The following is a 21451-nucleotide window of genomic DNA, read 5'->3' as shown; positions in this document are numbered from 1 at the left end:
TTTATAAGAATGTATACAACTTTAGAAAGAGGTGCAATGATTGCACCTCTTCTCAACGTAGGGATACCGAGCGAGCGCTCAGTGTTAAAAAATGAAATGGGGGAAAGAAACATGAGTAAAACAGTTATTTTAAGTGCTGCAAGAACACCAGTTGGAAAATTCGGAGGATCTTTAAAAGATGTAAAAGCGACGGAACTTGGAGGAATTGCAATTAAAGCAGCGCTTGAAAGAGCAAATGTTGCAGCTAGTGATGTTGAAGAAGTTATATTTGGAACGGTTATTCAAGGTGGACAGGGACAAATTCCATCGCGCCAAGCTGCAAGGGCTGCAGGAATCCCTTGGGAAGTGCAGACGGAAACAGTCAATAAAGTTTGTGCATCAGGCCTTCGTGCGGTTACGTTAGCGGATCAGATTATTCGTACTGGCGATCAATCACTGATTATAGCTGGTGGTATGGAGTCGATGAGTAACAGTCCTTACATTTTACGCGGAGCAAGATGGGGATACAGAATGGGCAACAACGAAGTTATTGATTTAAACGTTGCTGACGGTTTAACATGCGCATTTTCAGGTACACACATGGGTGTTTATGGCGGAGAAGTTGCGAAGGAAGATGGAATTTCTCGCGAAGCGCAAGATGAATGGGCATATCGTAGCCATCAGCGTGCGGTTTCAGCGCATAAAGAAGGACGTTTTGAAGAGGAGATCGTTCCAGTAACGATCCCGCAAAGAAAAGGCGATTCTATTGTCGTTGCAAAGGATGAGGCGCCACGTGAAGATACAACGATTGAAAAGTTAGCAAAGTTAAAACCTGTATTTGATAAGACAGCGGCGGTGACAGCTGGTAATGCGCCAGGCTTGAACGATGGTGGTGCCGCACTTGTATTAATGAGCGAAGACAGAGCGAAGCAAGAAGGAAGAAAGCCATTAGCGACAATTTTGGCGCATACAGCAATTGCAGTGGAATCTAAAGATTTCCCAAGAACGCCAGGTTATGCAATTAACGCATTGCTTGAAAAAACAGGCAAGACAATTGAAGATATCGATTTATTCGAGATTAATGAAGCATTTGCAGCGGTAGCAATTGCAAGTACAGAAATCGCAGGAATTGATCCAGAAAAATTGAATGTAAATGGCGGCGCAGTAGCGATGGGACATCCAATTGGAGCAAGCGGAGCGCGCATTATCGTTACACTAATCCATGCGCTTAAGCAGCGCGGCGGCGGAATTGGAATTGCTTCGATTTGTAGCGGTGGCGGTCAAGGGGACGCAGTGATGATTGAAGTTCACTAATTAAAGTTCGAGGGTATAAAATTTATTAACAATTAAGGGGGAAGAAAAAATGGGTGTACAAAACATTGTTGTAATTGGTGCAGGGCAAATGGGATCAGGAATTGCACAAGTATGTGCAATGGCAGGATATGACGTGAAGGTACAAGATTTAAAACAAGAGCAATTAGATAGAGGTTTGGCTATCATTACGAAAAACTTAGCGCGCCAAGTAGAAAAAGGACGCATGAAGGAAGAAGAGAAGGAAGCGACATTAAATCGTCTTACAGTAACGCTTGATTTAGATTGTGTGAAAGAAGCGGATCTTATTATTGAAGCAGCTGTTGAGAAAATGGATATTAAAAAGAAAATCTTTGCGAATCTAGATGAAATTGCTCCAGAACACGCAATTTTAGCGACGAATACGTCATCTCTGCCAATTACAGAAATTGCAGCGGTAACGAAGCGTCCGGAAAAAGTAATCGGTATGCACTTTATGAATCCAGTTCCAGTTATGAAGCTTGTTGAGATTATTCGTGGTTTGGCTACAGATGATGCGGTATATGAAGCAATTGAAGATATTACGAAAAAAATTGGGAAAGTACCAGTTGAAGTAAATGATTTCCCAGGTTTTGTATCAAACCGCATTTTGTTACCGATGATTAACGAAGCAATTTATACGTTATATGAAGGTGTAGCGACGAAAGAAGCAATTGATGAAGTAATGAAGCTGGGTATGAACCATCCGATGGGGCCTTTGACGCTCGCTGATTTTATCGGTTTAGATACGTGTTTATACATTATGGAAGTGTTGCATGAAGGATTAGGAGATAGTAAATATCGCCCATGTCCGTTATTACGTAAGTATGTGAATGCAGGATGGTTAGGTCGTAAAACAGGTCGTGGATTCTACGTTTACGAATAAATTCCCCCTTTGTTACAAAATAGTGGTCTTACCAAATTGTTAAAAGGATATATAGCAAATGGAGGCGGAGTATATGAACTTTCGTTTTAATGAAGAGCAGCAAATGATGAGGAAAATGGTTCGGGATTTTGCACAGAAGGAAATAGCTCCCTTTGTTCCTAGTATGGAACAAGGGGTGTTCCCAAAAGAGGTTTTACAAAAGATGGGTAATCTTGGATTAATGGGGATTCCAGCGCCTGCAAAATACGGCGGGGCAGAAATGGATTTTATTTCTTACATTCTAGCAATTGAGGAAATCTCAAAGGTAAGTGCAACAGTTGGTGTAATTTTAGCTGTACATACGTCAGTTGGAATGAATCCGATTTTATATTTCGGAACAGAAGAACAGAAGAAAAAATATGTTTCTAAACTTGCAACCGGGGAATATTTAGGCGCATTTGCTTTAACAGAGCCAAATGCAGGATCGGATGCAGGGAGTTTGAAATCAAGAGCTGTAAAAAAAGGCGATCATTATATTATTAATGGATCGAAAGTGTTTATTACAAATGGTGGTGAAGCAAGTACGTACATTGTATTCGCTTCTACAAATCCAGATGCAGGAAAAAGTGGTATTTCTGCATTTATAGTAGAGAAAGATACACCTGGTTTAATCATCGGAAAAGATGAACATAAGATGGGGCTTCTCGGTTCTCGTACGGTACAACTTACTTTTGAAGATATGAAAGTGCCAGCTGAGAATTTACTTGGGGAAGAAGGACAAGGATTCAAGGTGGCAATGGCGAATTTAGATGTTGGGCGAATTGGAATCGGTGCACAGGCGTTAGGAATTGCTGAAGCGGCGCTTGCATGTGCGATTGATTATGCAAAAGAACGAGAGCAATTTGGGAAACCAATTGCGGCGCAGCAAGGGATTGGCTTCAAACTTGCAGATATGGCAACAAGTGTCGAAGCAGCAAGGTTACTCGTATATAGAGCGGCGTCTCTTAGGGCACAAGGATTACCATGCGGTAAAGAAGCATCTATTGCGAAATTATTTGCTTCTAAGACAGCGGTTGAAGTCGCGATTGAGGCGGTGCAAGTATTTGGTGGTTACGGTTATACGAAAGACTATCCAGTAGAACGATTTTTCCGTGATGCGAAAATCACGCAAATATATGAAGGAACAAGTGAAATACAGAAACTTGTTATTAGCCGTGCTTTATAAAAGGGCGAGGGGGAGACGGAGATGCATTTTAAACTATCAGAAGAACATGAAATGATAAGAAAAATGGTTCGAGATTTTGCTAAAAATGAAGTAGCACCAACAGCAGCTGAGCGTGATGAGGAAGAGAGATTTGATCGAGAGTTATTTGATCAAATGGCAGAGCTTGGTTTAACCGGTATTCCGTGGCCTGAAGAATACGGAGGAATTGGAAGCGATTACTTAGCATACGTAATTGCTATTGAAGAATTATCTCGAGTTTGTGCTTCAACAGGTGTAACACTATCTGCACATACTTCACTTGCGGGATGGCCAATTTTTAAATTTGGGACAGAAGAACAAAAGCAAAAGTTTTTACGACCGATGGCTGAAGGGAAGAAAATTGGTGCATACGGCTTAACGGAGCCAGGATCTGGATCGGATGCTGGTGGAATGAAGACAATCGCAAAGAGAGATGGCGACCATTATATTTTAAATGGATCAAAAATTTTCATTACAAATGGCGGTATTGCTGATATTTATGTTGTTTTTGCGCTAACTAATCCTGAATCGAAGCAGCGCGGTACGAGTGCATTTATTGTAGAAAGTGATACACCGGGATTTTCAGTTGGGAAGAAGGAGAGCAAGCTAGGGATTCGCTCTTCACCAACGACTGAAATTATGTTTGAAGATTGCCGTATTCCTGTAGAGAATCTACTTGGAGAAGAGGGGCAAGGATTTAAAGTTGCGATGCAAACATTAGATGGAGGTCGTAACGGTATTGCGGCGCAAGCTGTTGGTATTGCACAAGGGGCTTTAGATGCTTCTGTAGAATATGCAAGGGAGCGCCATCAATTTGGAAAGCCAATTGCGGCGCAGCAAGGGATTGGCTTTAAACTTGCGGATATGGCAACAGATGTAGAAGCGGCACGCCTTTTAACATATCAAGCGGCTTGGCTTGAATCAGAAGGGCTTCCGTATGGAAAAGAATCAGCGATGTCAAAAGTATTTGCGGGGGATACAGCGATGAAGGTGACGACTGAAGCGGTGCAAGTATTTGGTGGTTACGGTTATACGAAAGATTATCCAGTAGAGCGTTATATGCGAGATGCAAAGATTACACAAATATATGAAGGAACACAAGAGATTCAGAGGCTTGTAATTTCTCGTATGTTAACGAAGTAGGAACGAAAGCGTAGGTATTTTCCTACGCTTTTTCCTTCCAAAAAATAATAGAGAGAGGTGAAGGTAATGGTTAAACATAATGTACATGCATCGGTGAAAGATGAAAAATTAGTTGCGTTAAGACGTGAACAAATGATTAAAGGTGCGGTGCAACTGTTTAAACAAAAAGGATTTCCGCGTACAACAACGAGAGAGATTGCAAAAGCGGCGGGATTTAGTATAGGGACACTTTATGAGTACATTCGTACAAAAGATGATGTTTTGTATTTAGTTTGTGATAGTATATATGAACATGTAAAAGAACGATTAGAGGAAGTAGTATGTACAGAAAAAGGGAGTATAGAAAGTTTAAAGATAGCGATAACGAATTACTTTAAAGTGATGGACGAATTACAAGAAGAAGTATTAATTATGTATCAAGAAGTACGTTTTTTACCGAAAGAATCTCTCCCATATGTATTAGAAAAAGAGTTTCAAATGGTAGGAATGTTTGAGGATATTTTAGAACAGTGTACGGAAAATGGAACGTTTATATTAAATAAAAAAGAAATACAGCTTCTTGCACATAATATTTTTATACAAGGACAAATGTGGGGGTTTAGACGCTGGGCGCTGCAAAAACTGTATACGCTTGAAGAATATACAGAAATGCAAATTAGGTATGTGTTGCAAGGTGCCCATATGCTTCCGAAATAAGGAACAGACAAATTATTAATTTTATTACCATATAAAAGTTTCCCGTTTTTTTTGTAGCATATTTGTGCGACTTTTGTTTATAATGAATAGTATGGATTTTTTTAAGCAGACCGTTATATATAAGGTTATATTTGATGAAAGGAAGTGCCGCATAAGTGAATTTTAAGCAATATTCACCAGAAGAGCTAAAAGAATGTTCAATGATTGAAGTTGTACATAGCGTTTTAGGGGATAAAAGACAAGCAACGACATTCAACGAGTTGGTTCAAGAAATCGCTCAAGTGCTGGGACTATCTCAAGAGCAAGTTAATGCGAAACTCGCACAATTTTATACAGACTTAAACATCGATGGACGTTTCATTAATTTAGGAGAAAATCGTTGGGGACTACGCAGCTGGTACCCATATGAGCAAATTGATGAAGAAATCTTACCGCAGCCAAAACCGAAGAAGAAACGTAAAGTTGAAGAAGACGGTTTTGACGACTACATTGAAGAAGATGAAGATGACTTTGACGATGCAGACGGAAATGCAGACGAAGAAGATGATGTAGAAGATTTGGACAAGGTTCTTGAAGAAGAAGACGGAGATGACGACGATCTTGATGATTTAGAAGAAGATGAAGAAGACGACTTCGCTGAAGAAGAACTTGAGTATGATGAAACTGAAGAAGAAGAGGAAGAACTGTAGTTCTTGACTTTTCATTATCGTCCATGTAGAATCATTTTTGGGCTCTTTAAAAAAGGACGATAATACTTTTAAAGTGTAAATATAAAAGAAAATTGCTCCCTACTTATTACTTTATGTGATGAGGGGAGCAATTTTCTTTTTTGTTTTTTGTTTAGAAAATAAAAAGAGTCTAACAATAAGATGGATACAGTGTTATCTACATACGTTGCGCTTTGCAACGGTGATTATATAACAGCAAAATAGAAGGGAGCTTTTTCATGACTAAGTATATTTTTGTAACAGGCGGTGTAGTATCGTCTTTAGGAAAAGGTATTACAGCAGCATCTCTTGGAAGACTTTTAAAAAATCGTGGTTTAAATGTAACGATTCAAAAGTTTGATCCATACATTAACGTAGACCCAGGGACTATGAGCCCATACCAACACGGTGAGGTATTCGTAACAGATGATGGCGCAGAAACTGACTTAGACCTTGGTCACTATGAGCGTTTTATCGACATTAACTTAAACAAATACAGCAACGTAACAACAGGTAAAATTTACTCTTCAGTTCTTCAAAAAGAGCGTCGCGGTGAATATTTAGGAGGAACAGTTCAAGTTATTCCTCACATTACTAACGAAATTAAAGAGCGCGTATATCGTTCTGGCCGTGAAACAAATGCGGATGTTGTTATTACAGAAATCGGTGGAACTGTTGGTGATATCGAGTCTCTACCATTCTTAGAAGCAATCCGTCAAATTAAGAGCGACATCGGTCGTGACAATGTAATGTACATTCACTGTACGTTAATCCCGTACTTAAAAGCAGCGGGTGAAATGAAAACAAAACCAACACAACATAGTGTTAAAGAACTTCGTAGCTTAGGTATTCAACCAAATATTATCGTTGTTCGTACAGAACTTCCTGTTTCTCAAGATATGAAAGACAAGCTTGCATTATTCTGTGACATCGATACAAAAGCAGTTATCGAAGCTCGCGATGCAGATACTTTATATGCGGTTCCATTATCTCTTCAAGAACAAAACATGGACCAAATCGTTTGTGATCACTTAAAATTAGACAATCCAGCTGCAGATATGACAGAGTGGACTGCGCTAGTTAACAAGGTACGTAACCTTTCTAAGAAAACAAAAATCGCTCTTGTTGGTAAATATGTAGAACTTCAAGATGCATATATTTCTGTTGTAGAAGCACTTCGTCATGCTGGTTACTCATTCGATACAGATGTAGAAGTAAAATGGGTAAATGCTGAGCACGTAACAGCAGAAAATGTACAAGAATTAGTAGGAGACACAGATGGTATCCTTGTACCAGGTGGCTTCGGCGATCGTGGTGTAGAAGGTAAAATCGTTGCGATTCAATATGCTCGTGAAAACAAAGTTCCATTCTTAGGAATTTGCTTAGGTATGCAACTTGCATCAATCGAATTCGCACGTAATGTATTAGGTTTAGAAGGTGCTAACTCTTCTGAGATTAACCCTGATACACCATACGCAATCATTGACCTATTACCAGAACAAAAAGATGTAGAGGACCTAGGTGGTACACTTCGTCTTGGTCTATACCCATGTAAGCTTTCTGAAGAAACAAATGCTTACAATGCTTATAATGAGCCGGTTGTATATGAGCGTCATCGTCATCGTTATGAGTTCAACAACCAGTTCCGTCCGGATATGGAAAAAGAAGGATTCGTATTCTCTGGTACAAGCCCAGACGGTCGTCTAGTTGAAATCATTGAATTAAAAGACCACCCTTGGTTCGTAGCAGCACAGTTCCACCCAGAACTTGTTTCTCGTCCAAACCGTCCACAACCATTGTTCCATGACTTCGTAAGAGCTTCTATTACGAATAAAGAGAGCAAGTAATAAAAAAAGCGCCGTCACTTTAAAGTGACGGCGCTTTTTTTTAATATTCGTTTAACATTTCATCGATTGTAAATTTGATTCCGTGATAAGCAAATAAAGCTACTATTAAGCTTGGGAACCCGTAGCGATTACCTTCATCGTCTGGAATAAGGCCTTTTAACAGTTTTGTATCAATATGTACGTCTGTATATTGTTCCAGTGATTTCGTACCTTCTTGAAGAGCAGAAATGCCGACAATAGAGTGTCCCTCTTCTTGTAGTTTTTTTGCAATTTCTACAACTGCTTCATCTGTTGAAAAACGGCTAATAAGAAGTACACGATCCGCAGAGGTTACTTCTGCTTCTTTACCATTTTCAAATAAGCGTTTTGCTTGCTTCATTGGTTCAGCACCGAATAGTGCTTCGGTAACAACACCATCCATTTCATTTGTACCATATAAATAAATGAAACCATCGCCAATTAGTGCTTGAGCAAGTAAACGAGCGCTATCTTCTATATTCATTTCTTCTTTTTGAGAAACTCTGGAGAAATAACCACTTAATTGAGTTGAAAAAATTTTTAACATAATGTTACTCCCTTCGTACGTGTTTGCCGGCTTTCATTATAGTTTATTTTTTTAGAAAGGTGAAATCGTAGGGTAGCATAACAAAATAGGAAACGGTAAAATAAGAAAGAATAGGAAGGAATTTGCCAAAGAATAGCGAAAATAAATCGTTAAGATATAAGAAGCTTTAAATCTTGTACTTACACAGAAAGGTTGGGAATTATGGAAGGTAAAATTTTAATCGTTGATGATCAATATGGGATTCGTGTGTTATTACATGAAGTGTTCCAAAAAGAAGGTTATCAGACATTCCAAGCAGCGAATGGATTTCAAGCTTTAGATATCGTGAAAAAAGATAATCCGGATTTAGTAGTATTAGATATGAAAATTCCAGGCATGGATGGTATAGAGATTTTAAAGCATGTAAAAGAAATTGATGAGAGTATTAAAGTCATTTTAATGACTGCTTATGGAGAGCTTGATATGATCCAAGAAGCAAAAGATTTAGGTGCTTTAATGCATTTTGCTAAACCATTTGATATTGATGAAATTCGTCAAGCTGTGAGAAATGAGCTCGCTGTAGAGGCGTAAAAATGAATTTTTTATAAAAAATATGGAAAAAAGCGTTTACATGGACTATTGTGCAGGTGAATACGGTTGAGTTTTTGAGTACAAGTTGTTATCCTATTGAGTGTAGAAAAAAGTCCGGTATGTAGATATACATATTTTACCTTATTCTGGTCATACTACCAGCGATAAGAACTTATCGGATACAAAAAACGTTTTTTAGGAGGATTCACCATGCCTTTAGTTTCTATGAAAGAAATGCTAAACAAAGCACTAGAAGGAAAATACGCAGTTGGTCAATTCAACATGAACAACTTAGAGTGGACTCAAGCTATCTTAGCTGCTGCGGAAGAAGAAAAATCTCCTGTAATCCTAGGTGTATCTGAGGGTGCAGCTCGTCATATGACTGGTTTCAAAACAGTTGTAGCTATGGTTAAAGCTTTAATCGAAGAAATGAACATCACTGTTCCTGTAGCGATTCACCTTGACCATGGTTCAAGCTTCGAAAAATGTAAAGAAGCAATTGATGCAGGTTTCACATCTGTAATGATCGACGCTTCTCACCACCCATTCGAAGAAAACGTTGAAACTACTAAACAAGTAGTAGAATACGCACACGCTCGTAACGTATCTGTTGAAGCTGAGCTTGGAACAGTTGGCGGACAAGAAGACGACGTAATCGCTGAAGGCGTAATTTACGCTGATCCAGCAGAGTGTAAGCACCTTGTTGAAGCAACAGGTATCGATTGCCTAGCTCCAGCTTTAGGTTCTGTACACGGTCCTTACAAAGGTGAGCCTAACTTAGGATTCGCTGAAATGGAACAAGTTCGTGACTTCACTGGCGTACCTTTAGTATTACACGGTGGTACTGGTATCCCAACTGCTGATATCGTAAAAGCTATCTCTTTAGGTACTTCAAAAATCAACGTAAACACTGAGAACCAAATCGAGTTTACAAAAGCTGTTCGTGAAGTATTAAACAAAGACCAAGAAGTTTACGATCCTCGTAAATTTATCGGACCTGGCCGCGACGCTATTAAAGCAACTGTTGCTGGTAAAATGCGTGAGTTCGGTTCTAACGGTAAAGCGTAAGAATAAAATTCCGTTTTGGAAACCGTCTAGTCTTTTAGACGGTTTCCTTTCGTTGTATAATGAAAGCGTGAACAAGTCGAAAGATTTTATCATTTTTGGTTTTTAAATAGAAAATAATGTGCATAGTCCTATTAATAAATGTGATAACGTATCTAAATTGATAAAGTGAATTCGATGAATAGTTGATCTTTATCTATTCGTGCTACAGGAGAAATGAAGATAATGGTTTCCTATTTATCCCGCATTAAAGGGCAGTAAGACCCCCACCTCAAAATTTAGTGGAAGCAAAAAAGTTAGGTGGGGGTCAACTGCCCGTAAAAGCCCGATTGGTTCAACTAATAACCAGTGGGGGATAAACACCCCCGACTAATTAAAGTTTCACTTTATTGAGTTTTGGGATGGAAAGAGTAATTGAGATTCTTAAGGGGAGCTTTCTATAAAAATATAGAAAGTAAATACATTCACAAGAAGGGAGCTCAATATGGAAAAATTGCTAATTGAAGGCGGAAGAGCTTTAAATGGAACAATTCGAGTAAGCGGTGCAAAGAACAGTGCCGTTGCATTAATTCCAGCGACAATTTTAGCAGATACTCCAGTAACTATTGGTGGTGTCCCTAATATTTCGGACGTGAAAATGTTAGGAGACTTACTAGAGGAAATTGGAGGGAAAGTAACTTATGGACAGGAGGAAGAGATGGTAGTCGATCCTTCTAACATGGTTGCAATGCCTTTGCCAAATGGAAAAGTGAAAAAGTTGCGCGCTTCTTATTATTTAATGGGTGCGATGCTTGGCCGTTTTAAAAAAGCTGTTATTGGGCTTCCGGGTGGATGTCATTTAGGACCGAGGCCAATTGATCAGCATATTAAAGGGTTTGAAGCGCTGGGTGCACATGTTACAAATGAACAAGGTGCCATCTATTTAAGGGCAGATGAACTACATGGAGCACGTATTTATTTAGATGTTGTTAGTGTGGGAGCTACGATTAATATTATGCTAGCAGCTGTACGAGCGAAAGGTAGAACTGTTATTGAAAATGCAGCGAAAGAGCCCGAGATTATTGATGTAGCTACATTGTTAACAAGCATGGGAGCACGTATTAAAGGTGCTGGTACAGATGTAATCCGAATAGATGGTGTGGACTCTTTACATGGTTGTCACCATACTATCATCCCAGATCGTATCGAAGCTGGTACGTATATGATTCTAGGAGCTGCATCAGGAGGAGAAGTAACGGTTGATAACGTTATTCCTCAGCACTTAGAATCAGTTACTGCAAAGCTAAGAGAAGCTGGTGTTCAAGTTGAAACGAACGATGATCAAATTACGGTGAACGGTAATAGAAAGTTAAAAGTAGTTGATATCAAAACGCTTGTATATCCAGGTTTTCCAACAGATTTACAACAGCCGTTTACGACGCTTTTAACAAAAGCGCACGGGACGGGAGTTGTAACAGATACAATTTACGGTGCCCGTTTCAAACACATTGATGAATTACGTCGTATGAATGCTCAAATTAAAGTAGAAGGTCGTTCGGCAATTGTAACTGGTCCTGTGTTACTGCAAGGTGCAAAAGTGAAGGCGAGTGATTTACGAGCGGGAGCGGCACTTGTTATTGCAGGGTTAATGGCAGATGGAATTACAGAAGTAACAGGACTTGAGCATATTGATCGAGGTTATGAGAATATAGTGGACAAGCTTAAAGGGCTTGGAGCAAACATTTGGCGAGAACAAATGACAAAACAAGAAATTGAAGAGATGAAGAACGCATAAGTGATACTTCCGCAAGGGGGAAGCGAAGGATCACTACTTGCGGAAGTACACTTTATAGAAAAACACGGTTCACAAAATACGGCAGAAATATAAAGACTTAAAGGAGAGGGATTATTGTGGAAAGAAGTTTATCTATGGAGTTAGTACGTGTAACAGAGGCTGCAGCATTATCATCAGCGCGTTGGATGGGGCGCGGGAAAAAAGATGAAGCAGACGGTGCAGCAACATCAGCTATGCGTGATGTATTTGATACAATTCCGATGAAAGGTACAGTTGTAATTGGTGAAGGTGAGATGGATGAAGCACCAATGCTATATATCGGAGAGAAATTAGGTACAGGATATGGACCACGTGTAGACGTTGCAGTTGATCCTTTAGAAGGGACAAACATCGTAGCAGCTGGTGGCTGGAATGCTCTTGCTGTTATTGCAATTGCAGACCATGGTAATTTGTTACATGCTCCTGACATGTACATGGATAAAATCGCGGTTGGCCCAGAAGCAGTTGGGGCGGTCGACATTGATGCGCCTATTATTGATAACTTACGTGCAGTTGCGAAAGCGAAAAATAAAGATATTGAAGATGTTGTAGCGACAGTTTTAAATCGCCCACGTCATCAAGAAATTATCGAAGAAATTCGTAAAGCTGGTGCTCGTATTAAATTAATTAATGATGGAGATGTAGCTGGAGCGATTAATACAGCGTTTGATCGTACAGGTGTAGATATTTTATTTGGATCTGGTGGAGCACCTGAAGGTGTATTAGCAGCAGTTGCTTTAAAATGTTTAGGTGGAGAAATTCACGGAAAACTATTGCCACAAAACGAAGCTGAATTAGCGCGTTGTAAAAAAATGGGCATAGAAGACATTAATCGTATCCTTCGTATGGAGGACTTAGTAAAAGGTGACGATGCAATCTTTGCAGCAACAGGTGTAACAGATGGAGAACTATTACGCGGTGTTCAATTTAAAGGTAGCGTAGGAACAACGCAATCTCTTGTTATGCGTGCGAAATCAGGCACAGTTCGCTTCGTAGATGGTCGTCATAGCTTAAATAAAAAACCGAACTTGGTTATTAAGTAAAAGGTGGAAGTGGCTCGCTCAGAATCGCAGGACATTGGAACTCTCGACCTTGAAGCGCTCTTTGCTTCGAGTGAGAGAGTGAAATGACCGGAGATTCTAGCCGCTGGAACTGGATTTAAGTAAAAAGCGTAAGCAGCTTGCTCAGAAGGGGAAGGCATTGGAACTCCTGACGAAGAGGCGTTTTGTGCCTCGCAGGAAGGGGTGAAATGACTGACCCTTCTAGCCACCGGAGCTGGATTAAATAAAAAGCGTAAGCGGCTCGTTCAGAATGGGAGGGGGATGGAGCTTCTGACGTAGAGGCGCTTTTTGCCTCGCAGGAAGAAGTGAAGCCACCGACCATTCTAGCTGCTGAAGCTGGATTAAATAAAAAGCGTAAGCGGCTCCTTCAGAAAGGTTAAAATGGTCGATCTTTTTAACTATCGGAGCTGGAACTAAACTAAATAAGAAGCGAAGACAAATTTTCTTGTCTTCGCTTCTTGTATTTGTGTTCCAACGTATTGATTAAAACTAGATAAAAGGGTTACAATAGTGAATATTACCCTACTTGAACTTATTGCCTTTCATTATTAATTATTTGCCTTCCGTATTTTTCCCTTTACCCATGAAAAAAGAGAATAACGTTAAAGTGTGGTGTCTGAATGAATTTGTCAATTGCAGCATTAGAAAACATGAAATTAAAAGAGTTATACGAGCTTGCGAAAGAATTTAAGATTTCGTATTATAGCAAGTTAACGAAAAAAGAGTTAATCTTTTCTATTTTGAAAGCTCGAGCAGAAAAAGAAGGTTTCTTTTTCATGGAAGGCGTATTAGAAATTATTCAATCAGAAGGATTTGGATTCCTACGTCCTATCAACTATTCTCCAAGCTCAGAAGATATTTATATCTCAGCTTCGCAAATTCGTCGTTTCGATTTACGTAATGGAGACAAAGTTTCTGGTAAAGTACGACCTCCGAAAGAAAATGAACGCTATTTTGGGTTATTACAAGTTGAAGCTGTAAACGGAGATGATCCAGATTCAGCAAAAGAGCGTGTGCATTTCCCTGCATTAACACCATTATACCCAGATCGCCAAATGAAATTGGAAACGGAACCGAAAAAGTTACCGACACGTATCATGGATTTAATCGCACCAGTTGGATTTGGACAACGTGGTTTAATTGTTGCGCCTCCAAAGGCTGGTAAAACAAGTCTATTAAAAGAAATTGCACACAGTGTTACAACAAATCATCCAGAAGCAGAATTAATTGTTCTTTTAATTGATGAGCGTCCAGAGGAAGTAACAGACATTGAACGTTCTGTTAAGGGTGACGTTGTAAGTTCTACTTTTGATGAAGTACCAGAAAATCATATTAAAGTAGCTGAACTTGTGTTAGAACGTGCAATGCGTCTTGTAGAGCACAAAAAAGATGTTATCATTTTAATGGATAGTATTACCCGTTTAGCGCGAGCTTACAACCTCGTTATTCCGCCAAGTGGTAGAACATTATCGGGTGGTATCGACCCAGCGGCTTTCCATAGACCGAAGCGTTTCTTTGGAGCTGCACGTAATATTGAAGAAGGCGGTAGCTTAACGATTTTAGCAACAGCCCTTGTTGATACAGGATCTCGTATGGACGATGTTATTTACGAGGAATTTAAAGGAACTGGAAATATGGAACTTCACTTAGATCGTTCGTTAGCTGAACGTCGTATCTTCCCAGCGATTGATATTCGTCGTTCTGGTACACGTAAAGAAGATCTATTAATTCCAAAAGAGCATTTAGACAAGTTATGGGGCATTCGTAAAACAATGCGTGATACACCAGACTTTGTTGAAAGTTTCTTACGTAAGCTTCGTCAAACGAAGACAAACGAAGAATTTTTACAAAACATTGTTGCAGACTCTAAAAGGTATGTAACAACTAAGTAAAGGGAAAAGATTGGGACTCGCTTATTTTATAGTAAGCGAGTTTTCTTATGCCTTTTAGGTGATATTAAAGAGAGAAATAAGTGGGAGAACCTTAGCTGGTCAGAGCTGATCGAGCCCAAGCCACTTTAAATTTCAAAAGACAAAAACAGGTAGTTGCAAAATGAAGTTAGCCTTGTTATAATTTCATCATATGTGTTTCATCAATATAGTTGTGTATGCAGCTGAAGATGAAAAACTCTGTTTCGAAAATGATTCAGGGCGGAAGGAGATGAAAAGAATGAAAGCAGGAATTCACCCAGATTACAAGAAAGTTGTATTCATGGACACAAACACAGGCTTCAAATTCTTAAGCGGGTCTACTAAAGGCTCTAGCGAAACTGTTGAGTGGGAAGATGGTAACACTTATCCATTACTAAAAGTTGAGATCAGTTCTGATTCTCACCCATTCTACACTGGACGTCAGAAGTTTGCTACTGCAGACGGACGCGTTGATCGCTTCAATAAGAAATACGGTATCAAGTAATAAAAACATAAAACAGGCAAGTGTATGTATTCGCTTGTCTGTTTTTTTTGTGAAAATATTATACCTTTACCCTACTTTTAACTAAAAAGTAGATGAAAGGAGAGCTTCATGTACTTAATAAATCAAAATGGCTGGATTGAAGTGATTTGCGGTAGTATGTTTTCTGGTAAATCAGAAGAGTTAATCCGCCGTGTGCGCCGTACGCAATTTGCAAAACAACATGCAATTGTATTTAAACCATGTATTGATAATCGCTATAGTGAAGAAGACGTTGTATCACATAACGGATTAAAGGTAAAAGCAGTTCCTGTTTCAGCTTCAAAAGATATATTTGAACATATCACTGAAGATATGGATGTAATTGCAATCGATGAGGTACAATTCTTTGATGGGGACATTGTGGAAGTGGTGCAAGTATTGGCAAATCGTGGCTATCGTGTCATTGTAGCTGGTTTAGACCAAGATTTCCGTGGTCTACCATTTGGACAAGTTCCTCAGCTGATGGCAATTGCTGAACATGTAACAAAGCTACAAGCAGTATGTTCTGCATGTGGATCTCCGGCAAGTCGTACACAACGATTAATTGATGGAGAACCAGCGGCATTTGATGATCCGATTATTTTAGTTGGGGCTTCAGAATCGTATGAACCACGATGTCGTCATTGTCATGCAGTTCCTACAAACAAAGACAAGTAAAACTCGCTGCGCAAGGCGGGTTTTTTTCAGAATGGAGAGTGTGGGTGGTGTGAGCCACTTATGCTTTTAAATATTATCTAGCTTCAGCGGCTAGAATCTCCGGCCATTTCACTCTCTCGCTTGAAGCAAAAAGCGCTTCAAGGTCGAGAGCTCCAATGGCCTGCGATTCTGAGCAAGCCGCTTACGCTTTTAAATATAATTTGCGTTTTTTTGAGTAAGTACCATATACTATTTGTATTAGATACTAGGATGTAGAGGTGAATGATGTGTTAGATCGTTTGCAAGCTGTAGAAAATCGTTATGAGAAGTTAAATGAATTGTTAAGTGACCCAGAGGTTATTAGCGATACAAATAAGCTTCGTGAATATTCAAAGGAACAGTCTGATATACAGGAAACGGTAGAGGTGTATCGTGAGTATAAGGATGTTCGTGAGCAATTAAAAGATGCGAAAGCAATGTTAGAAGAGAAGTTAGACGCTGAAATGCGTGACATGGTAAAAGAAGAGGTTTCTGAGTTAGAATCACAAGAAAAAACGTTATCAGAACGTCTGAAAATTTTACTAGTTCCAAAGGACCCTAATGATGATAAGAACGTTATCGTTGAGGTTCGTGGGGCTGCTGGTGGCGATGAGGCCGCTTTATTTGCTGGTGACTTATACCGCATGTATAGCCGTTATGCTGAGGTTCAAGGTTGGAAAACAGAAATTATCGAGGCTAGCTATACAGAGTTAGGTGGATATAAAGAGATTATCTTTATGATTAACGGTAAAGGTGCTTTCGCGAAGCTGAAATTCGAGAATGGTGCTCACCGTGTACAACGTGTTCCTGAAACGGAATCTGGTGGACGTATTCATACATCTACAGCAACTGTAGCTGTATTACCAGAGGCAGAAGAAGTAGAAATCGACATTCACGAGAAAGATGTTCGTGTTGATACATTCGCTTCTAGTGGTCCTGGTGGACAAAGTGTTAATACAACGATGTCAGCGGTACGTTTAACGCATTTACCGACTGGTGTAGTTGTATCTTGTCAGGATGAGAAATCACAAATTAAGAATAAAGAAAAAGCGATGAAAGTATTACGCGCACGTGTTTATGATAAGTTTAGACAAGAAGCACAAGCTGAATATGATCAAAACCGTAAACAAGCTGTTGGTACGGGTGATCGTTCAGAGCGTATTCGTACGTATAACTTCCCGCAAAACCGTGTTACAGACCATCGAATCGGTTTAACGATTCAAAAGCTAGATCAAATCTTACAAGGTAAGTTAGATGATTTCATCAATGCCTTAGTGATGGAAGATCAGGCTCAAAGGATGGAGGCAGCTGAGTAATGCGTGTCTATGAAGCCCTGAAATGGGCTTCTTCTTTTTTACAGGAAAATGGACGAGATGAAAATGCGGGAGAAATTGTCCTTTGTCATGTATTAAAGATGAACAGAACAGGATTACTTATGAATATGCGTGAAGAAATAAATGAGGAACAAGAGGCAAGCTTTACGGAGTTTATCCACAAGCACGTAGAAGGTATTCCTATTCAATATATGATTGGTTATGAAATGTTTTATGGCCGGTCGTTCTTTGTGAATGAAGAAGTATTAATACCAAGACCGGAAACAGAAGAGCTTATAGTAGGAGTATTAGAAAGAATTGAGCGCCATTTTGGCGACAAGGAACTACATGTAGCAGATATAGGCACAGGTAGTGGAGCGATTTCTATTACGCTTGCTTTAGAAAATAAAAATCTCCACGTGTATACAGTAGATATTGCACAAGAGTCGATTGAAGTTGCAAAAGAAAATGCAAAAGCTTTAGGTGCAGAAGTAACGTTCTATCACGGTGATTTATTGTCACCATTTCATAAAACGGGTCAAAAGCTAGATGTTGTTGTTTCAAATCCTCCATATATACCGGAAGAGGATTGGCGTGGTCTTTCTCCTGTTGTGAAAGAGCATGAGCCGAAGAGAGCGCTTGTTGGTGGAGAAGACGGATTAGATTTTTATCGCCGTTTTATGGAAGAATTGCCGAATGTGTTGCAGGAGAAAGCAATTGTAGCGTTTGAAATTGGAGTAGGACAAGGTGAGGATGTAAAAAGATTGTTACAACAAGCTTTTCCACATGCCCATGTTGAGGTTGTTTTTGATATTAACGGAAAAGACCGTATGGTATTTGCAGAGATGGAGTAAGGTTCACACCTTACTCCATTTTTTTGTGGGAAAATTCATATAGATTTTGAATTTAATAGTTTAGAAATATGAAAGTCTGTCCACACTGTTTGTAGAGGGGACGGTGGAGGAAATGAAAAAACAAGTTATTGCTTATCTTCTTATATTATTAATTGGTGCACAGTTACTTGTGCAGTTTGGATATATGAAAGCTGATGCAAAAGGGCCTTCAGTTATTCCGAAAGAGGCCGTTCGATTACGAATTTTAGCAAATAGTGATTCAGATAAAGACCAGGCATTAAAGCGTAAAGTGCGTGATGAAGTAAAAGCACAAATTGATGGATGGGTAGCGGATTTAACTTCATTTGAAGAGGCGCGCAAAGTAATTCAAAGTCATATTCCAGAAATCGAGAAAACGGTGGAAAATACGTTAAAAAGAGAAGGAAGTAAAGAATCATTTCAAGTGAAATTTAGTAAGAATGTAAAGTTTCCTACAAAGGTATATGGGAATTTTATTTATCCAGCAGGAGAATATGAAGCGGTATTGATTACAATTGGAGAAGGTGAAGGGGCGAACTGGTGGTGTGTATTATTTCCACCAATGTGTTTCTTAGATTTTTCGAGTGGGACAGCTGTAAGAAAAGAAGAGCACGTTGTGAAGGCGGAATCTCCTGAAGAGGAGCAGGTGAAACAACTAGATGAGGAAGTAGTAAATACAGAAGAGAAGAAAGTGGATAAGGTTAAAGAAACGAAAGTTGTAAAACAGGAAGTAGTAAAAGAAGTAACAGCTTCTGAAAAGAAAGTAGTAAAAAATGAAACAAAAGTCGAAGAGCAGCCTGTAAGTAAAGAAGAAACAAAAACGGTGGAAAAAGTGGAGAAACCTGTGGAGAAAAAACAAGAAAAGCAAAATGAGTATGTAAAAGTAGAAGAGGAAGAAAAAAAGCCAGAAGTTAAATTGTTTATTGTAGAAGCTTTTACATCTTTATTCTCTAAATAGTACTATTAATAAATCCCTCCTCATATATAAAAATGAGGAGGGATTTATTATGAAGAAAGTGTATTTTGCTACGAAAGCAGATGTGGAAAGATTACATTCTTTTTTCGGACAAGCTAATAAAAAAGATGATAAAATAAATGAGTTGTACGCACAATTTATGATTTTGGAAGAGGCGGAAGAAATAAGAGCTGTAATTGGTTATGAACAAAGTGGGGAAGATGTACTTATTCGTTCTTGTTTATTCACACCTCATGTGGATAAACAGACTTTCTTATATTTTTTTGAAATGTTTTTGCAGTATATGAAAGAAAAAAGTGTTCAACAATTGTACTTACTAACAAACCATCCACAATCTGTACCGATCTTTCAGTTCTTTGACTTTTTTACTATAGAAAAGGATGAGGTTCCAGAGGGTATTCAACAGTTAGAACATTTTTGTAAAAATATAAAAGAGCAGAATGCAATAATACTAAATTGTCAGCTATTCACAAAGTTATCCACGGATTAATTGGGTTTATCCACATTTTGTGGATAAACCTTGTTTGTCTTTTGGATAAATCTCATAGTAAACTAAAAATAGACAAGTATTTAAGGGTAGAAAAGGACGTGGAAAAAAATGCATACAAATATGTGGGTTGTGGATAATGTTGTGGAAAGAAAAAAATATTATCCACAGTTACAAGAAGCAGCAAAATTATTAAGAGAAAATGAGGCGGTTGCTTTCCCTACGGAAACAGTATATGGGTTAGGTGCAAATGCGATGGATGATGAAGCAATCGCGAAAATTTTCGAAGCGAAAGGAAGACCGAGTGATAATCCACTCATTGTCCACATAGGTACAAAATCTCAGTTAGATGGGATTGTGAAAGAAATCCCACCAGTTGCAGAGAAGTTAATGGCGCATTTTTGGCCAGGACCATTAACAATTATTTTGCCGAGAAAAGAAGGGATTTCAGAGAGGGTGACGGCGGGACTTAATACGGTTGGGGTAAGAATGCCTGATCATCCAGTTGCACTTGCTCTTATTGAAGAGGCGAATGTACCTGTTGCGGCACCAAGTGCGAATCGTTCAGGGCGTCCAAGTCCAACACTAGCTTCTCACGTATATGAAGATTTGAATGGGAAGATTGCAGGTATTGTTGATGGTGGTGCAACTGGAGTAGGCGTTGAATCAACTGTAATTGATTGTACAAGCACGGTTCCAACAATATTACGTCCAGGTGGGATTACGAAAGAACAATTAGAAGCGGTGATAGGTACCGTTTCTTTAGATCCAGCTTTAAAGGATGAGAAGGAAAAACCGAAATCACCTGGAATGAAATACACACATTATGCGCCGAAAGCACCACTTAGTATTGTTGAGGGCTCGCGTGAGTTTATTCAGCAACTTGTGGATGAGAAAAAGGAAGAAGGATTTAAAGTAGGCGTATTAACGACGGAAGAGTATCAGCATGTATATAACGCAGATGTTATATTGTCTTGTGGTGTTAGAAGTGACTTAGCTAGCGTTGCGACTAAATTATATGATGTACTTAGAACATTTGATGCAAGTGAAGTGGATGTTATTTTTAGTGAGTCGTTCCCTAATGAAGGAATAGGAAATGCTATTATGAATCGTTTAACAAAAGCGGCAGGACATCATATTATTATTGAATGATAAGGTAAGGTTAGCAAACAGAATATTTCTCCTTGGATAAGCATATTGTGAAGTAGCACGTCCAAGGAGGGGCATGAATGACGTTTGAACAGCTAATACCTTTAATAATTATGGCATTCGCCTTAGGGATGGATGCGTTCTCGGTGAGTCTTGGTATGGGGATGATGCCCCTAAAGTTAAGACAAATCCTGTATATTGGTATGACGATAGGGATATTTCATATTATTATGCCATTTATAGGGATGGTACTAGGTCGTTTTTTATCAGAGAAGTATGGAGATATTGCACATTTTGCGGGTGCTATTTTATTAATCGGACTAGGTTTTTATATCGTATATTCGACCATTTTACAAAATGGAGAGACTAGAACTGTCCCTATTGGAATTAGCTTATTCGTATTTGCATTTGGCGTTAGTATAGATAGTTTCTCAGTAGGGCTTAGTCTTGGTATTTATGGGGCACAAACAATCATTACGATATTACTTTTTGGATTTGTTAGCATGTTGTTAGCGTGGATTGGTTTATTAATTGGTAGACATGCGAAAGATATGCTCGGTACATATGGCGAGATAGTAGGTGGCATCATTCTAGTTGGATTTGGATTATATATCCTTTTTCCTATATAATTTTATGTAGGAG

The 21451-nt window shown here is 39.0% G+C and carries 21 protein-coding genes; 20 read left to right on the top strand and 1 reads right to left on the bottom strand.

Going from position 1 to position 21451, the window contains the following annotated elements; genetic code table 11:
* Positions 1–9: 9 nt before the first annotated feature.
* From NZ044_RS26325 to pyrG, 7 genes are all read left to right on the top strand, one after another.
* On the top strand, positions 10–1293 hold the full coding sequence (locus tag NZ044_RS26325; RefSeq protein ID WP_118961594.1) for an acetyl-CoA C-acetyltransferase: 1284 nt from the start codon (positions 10–12) through the stop codon (positions 1291–1293).
* A gap of 49 nt (positions 1294–1342) precedes the next feature.
* Positions 1343–2194 carry a 3-hydroxybutyryl-CoA dehydrogenase gene (locus NZ044_RS26320; RefSeq protein ID WP_000538874.1) on the top strand — a complete coding sequence of 284 codons (852 nt, stop codon included), beginning with the start codon at positions 1343–1345 and terminating at the stop codon, positions 2192–2194.
* A gap of 73 nt (positions 2195–2267) precedes the next feature.
* The gene (locus tag NZ044_RS26315) at positions 2268–3398 is read left to right on the top strand and encodes an acyl-CoA dehydrogenase (protein ID WP_001011191.1); all 1131 of its coding nucleotides are present in this window, start codon (positions 2268–2270) and stop codon (positions 3396–3398) included.
* Between the two features lie 21 nt (positions 3399–3419).
* Positions 3420–4559, top strand: a complete 1140-nt coding sequence (gene acdA, locus NZ044_RS26310; RefSeq protein ID WP_000545547.1) for an acyl-CoA dehydrogenase AcdA — start codon at positions 3420–3422, stop codon at positions 4557–4559.
* 66 nt (positions 4560–4625) lie between these two features.
* Positions 4626–5255 (top strand): TetR/AcrR family transcriptional regulator, encoded by a 630-nt coding sequence (locus NZ044_RS26305; RefSeq protein WP_000238594.1) that lies wholly within the window; start codon positions 4626–4628, stop codon positions 5253–5255.
* Positions 5256–5410: 155 nt separating this feature from the next.
* Positions 5411–5944 carry a DNA-directed RNA polymerase subunit delta gene (gene rpoE / locus NZ044_RS26300; protein ID WP_001009774.1) on the top strand — a complete coding sequence of 178 codons (534 nt, stop codon included), beginning with the start codon at positions 5411–5413 and terminating at the stop codon, positions 5942–5944.
* A 257-nt stretch (positions 5945–6201) separates the two neighbouring features.
* Positions 6202–7809: a CTP synthase gene (pyrG, locus tag NZ044_RS26295; protein ID WP_000170448.1), complete on the top strand. Its 1608-nt coding sequence runs from the start codon at positions 6202–6204 to the stop codon at positions 7807–7809.
* 40 nt (positions 7810–7849) lie between these two features.
* Here the strand turns inward: pyrG and NZ044_RS26290 are convergent, their stop codons facing one another.
* Complete coding sequence (locus NZ044_RS26290) at positions 7850–8374, bottom strand: DUF2529 domain-containing protein (RefSeq protein WP_000912391.1); 525 nt, start codon at positions 8372–8374, stop codon at positions 7850–7852.
* Between the two features lie 201 nt (positions 8375–8575).
* Here NZ044_RS26290 and spo0F point away from each other — a divergent pair, with 201 nt between their 5' ends.
* From spo0F to NZ044_RS26225, 13 genes are all read left to right on the top strand, one after another.
* Complete coding sequence (gene spo0F, locus NZ044_RS26285; RefSeq protein WP_000398594.1) at positions 8576–8944, top strand: sporulation initiation phosphotransferase Spo0F; 369 nt, start codon at positions 8576–8578, stop codon at positions 8942–8944.
* Positions 8945–9154: 210 nt separating this feature from the next.
* The gene (locus tag NZ044_RS26280) at positions 9155–10012 is read left to right on the top strand and encodes a class II fructose-bisphosphate aldolase (protein ID WP_001131856.1); all 858 of its coding nucleotides are present in this window, start codon (positions 9155–9157) and stop codon (positions 10010–10012) included.
* Positions 10013–10493: 481 nt separating this feature from the next.
* Positions 10494–11783, top strand: a complete 1290-nt coding sequence (gene murA / locus NZ044_RS26275) for a UDP-N-acetylglucosamine 1-carboxyvinyltransferase (protein ID WP_000413248.1) — start codon at positions 10494–10496, stop codon at positions 11781–11783.
* Between the two features lie 116 nt (positions 11784–11899).
* Positions 11900–12865: a class II fructose-bisphosphatase gene (glpX, locus tag NZ044_RS26270; protein WP_000442340.1), complete on the top strand. Its 966-nt coding sequence runs from the start codon at positions 11900–11902 to the stop codon at positions 12863–12865.
* A gap of 638 nt (positions 12866–13503) precedes the next feature.
* Positions 13504–14775: a transcription termination factor Rho gene (gene rho, locus NZ044_RS26265; protein ID WP_001053903.1), complete on the top strand. Its 1272-nt coding sequence runs from the start codon at positions 13504–13506 to the stop codon at positions 14773–14775.
* 277 nt (positions 14776–15052) lie between these two features.
* Complete coding sequence (locus NZ044_RS26260) at positions 15053–15298, top strand: type B 50S ribosomal protein L31 (protein WP_000643435.1); 246 nt, start codon at positions 15053–15055, stop codon at positions 15296–15298.
* 108 nt (positions 15299–15406) lie between these two features.
* Positions 15407–15994, top strand: coding sequence for a thymidine kinase (locus tag NZ044_RS26255; RefSeq protein WP_000280851.1), 588 nt, complete (start codon positions 15407–15409; stop codon positions 15992–15994).
* Positions 15995–16260: 266 nt separating this feature from the next.
* Complete coding sequence (prfA, locus tag NZ044_RS26250) at positions 16261–17328, top strand: peptide chain release factor 1 (protein WP_000887066.1); 1068 nt, start codon at positions 16261–16263, stop codon at positions 17326–17328.
* Positions 17328–18179, top strand: coding sequence for a peptide chain release factor N(5)-glutamine methyltransferase (gene prmC / locus NZ044_RS26245; RefSeq protein ID WP_001267024.1), 852 nt, complete (start codon positions 17328–17330; stop codon positions 18177–18179). Before prfA ends, prmC begins: the two co-directional genes overlap by 1 nt.
* Before the next feature lie 112 nt (positions 18180–18291).
* Positions 18292–19155 (top strand): stage II sporulation protein R, encoded by an 864-nt coding sequence (gene spoIIR, locus NZ044_RS26240; protein WP_016078210.1) that lies wholly within the window; start codon positions 18292–18294, stop codon positions 19153–19155.
* 49 nt (positions 19156–19204) lie between these two features.
* Positions 19205–19663 carry a mechanosensitive ion channel protein gene (locus tag NZ044_RS26235; protein WP_000758437.1) on the top strand — a complete coding sequence of 153 codons (459 nt, stop codon included), beginning with the start codon at positions 19205–19207 and terminating at the stop codon, positions 19661–19663.
* 108 nt (positions 19664–19771) lie between these two features.
* Positions 19772–20812 (top strand): L-threonylcarbamoyladenylate synthase, encoded by a 1041-nt coding sequence (locus NZ044_RS26230; RefSeq protein ID WP_000557357.1) that lies wholly within the window; start codon positions 19772–19774, stop codon positions 20810–20812.
* 77 nt (positions 20813–20889) lie between these two features.
* Entirely contained in the window at positions 20890–21438 is a 549-nt protein-coding gene (locus NZ044_RS26225) for a manganese efflux pump MntP (protein ID WP_000142476.1), read from the top strand.
* Positions 21439–21451: the final 13 nt, after the last annotated feature.

Source organism: Bacillus sp. FSL K6-1338, from assembly GCF_038006965.1.
Classification (GTDB): domain Bacteria; phylum Bacillota; class Bacilli; order Bacillales; family Bacillaceae_G; genus Bacillus_A; species Bacillus_A thuringiensis_S.
This window is presented reverse-complemented; position numbering and strand designations above follow the sequence as displayed.